Genomic DNA, 1,997 nt, shown 5'->3' on the forward strand with positions numbered 1-1,997 from the left:
CGGGACTTTCCTAGTTAGTGTTCCAAAACGCCGAAATCCCTTGTGGCAGTAAGAGAGTTTTGTATTACCAACATTTATCCTCGTTTATTTCTTTCTGAACCCAAATATTTTGTTAAAAAAACCTTGTTATTACAAGGTTTTTTAATTTTTTTGCAGGAATTATCGGTCCTGCACCGAATGTTTGTATTACCTAACATTTCCTGAATCGGTGAGGTGTCAGCCCATGGCCACCATCATTAAGAAAAAAGTCCGTAATCAAACTTACTATTATGCCGTTGAATCCAAACGTGTTGATGGCAAGCCTCGTATCGTATGGCAACAATACTTAGGCAAGCTGGAGGATATCACTCGCCGAGCTTCTCAAAAACCAGCGACCCCCGTTGCTGCAAAAGTGTTTGATTTCGGGGCTGCTGCCGCGTACTTCCATATCGCTAAGCAGATTGGCCTTGTTGAGCTTATCGACCAGCATGCTCCAAAGCGCAAGCAAGGCGCTACTGTTGGACAGTACATGCTGATCGCTGCCATTAATCGCGCTTTACACCCCGTAAGCAAAAGCGAAATGGCGGATTGGTTTTCTGGAACTTGCTTGCCGAAGTGGACCGGAATTCCCAACAAGCAACTGACCAGTCAACGCTTCTGGGATCATATGGACCGACTTGATGAACAGACCATTAATGCAATTGAAGAGTCGCTCACCCGCCGACTCGTCGAGCAGTTTCAACTTGATCTTCGTTGCTTGCTTTACGATGCTACCAACTTTTATACCTACATCTCTTCTTCCAGCGAAGAAAGCCTTCCCCAGTACGGGCACAATAAAGCGAAGCGGACCGATCTCAAGCAAGTTTCCTTAGCGCTCATGGTATCTTCCGACTTCCACATTCCGTTACTGCATCAGGTATATCCCGGCAATCGAAACGATTCCGATCAATTTTCGAAAATCATATCGTCGTTGGCTCAGCGGTACCAATCCATCACTTCATCCTGCGACAAAGTGACCTTGGTCTTCGACAAAGGGAATAACTCCAAAGCGAATGTTCCTTCTCTGCAACAAACGCCTTTTCATTTTGTGGGTTCTCTAACCCCATCGTACCAGGCGGATTTGCTTGAGATTCCGATGGATCAATTTCAAACCTTAACTGAGCCTCGGCTTGGTGGCGTAAGCTCCTACCGAGTACGTAAAGAGGTATTTGGTGCGAAGCGGACTGTTGTCATTACCTACAGTGAGGATTTGTATCTGGCCAACATGAAAAATTCCATCGCGCAGCGTTACAAAGCCAATGATGATCTGCAGAAACTGCAAGTTCACGCCGCAAAATCGTGTGATACCAGCAAACGCGGCCGCAAAATTTCCAAGGAATCCGTAGAAAAAGAAGTGATGTCGATCCTGAAAGGGCGTGGACTCAAGAGCAATTGGCTTCAGTATCGCATCGAAGAACAAGCTGAAGGGGGCTTCATTCTGACGTATAACTGGGATCAGACCGCCATCGAAGAACATCAGAAAAAAGTGTTTGGCAAAACCATATTGTTTACCGATCACGAGACTTGGTCCGATGCGGAAATTATTCTTGCCTATCGGGGGCAGGCGAAAATTGAAGAAGCGTTTCGGAAGATGAAAGACACCGAATTTTTATGCTGGGATCCGCGCTATCATTGGACGGATCAAAAAATTCGCGTTCATGCGTTTTACTGTGTGCTAGCCCTGACCCTGACCTCGCTGCTGCAACGTCAACTCGCTCAACAGGGCTTGACATTGAGCGCAGCTAAAATGATTCATACCCTTGCCGGTATCCAAGAGGTGGTCAATATTTATCCGGAAGCATCCGGGATAAAGCCGCAAGTTGTATTAACGGCCTTAACCGAACTTCAGTCTCAGATGTTTGAGAAGCTGGAGCTGGGTCAATACCGCATGCTTTCGTAGGTAATACAAAATGGAAGCCGAAATCCCTTCTGTAGCAATGGATTTCGGCTTTTATACTACACTAACTAGGAAAGTCCCG

The 1,997-nt window shown here is 46.2% G+C and carries 1 protein-coding gene; it reads left to right on the forward strand.

All coding sequences use genetic code 11. The features are described from left to right. Positions 1 to 223: 223 nt before the first annotated feature. A complete protein-coding gene (locus AC3Y2E_RS34535; RefSeq protein WP_379217971.1) occupies positions 224 to 1,918 on the forward strand; it encodes an IS1634 family transposase in 1,695 nt (564 codons plus the stop codon). Positions 1,919 to 1,997 lie beyond the last annotated feature (79 nt).

It is taken from the genome of Paenibacillus sp. MAH-35 (assembly GCF_058135425.1).

Bases quoted from the DNA above. Each gene is read 5' to 3' on its own strand.
- AC3Y2E_RS34535 (WP_379217971.1), top strand. From the start codon at position 224: ATGGCCACCATCATTAAGAAAAAAGTCCGTAATCAAACTTACTATTAT.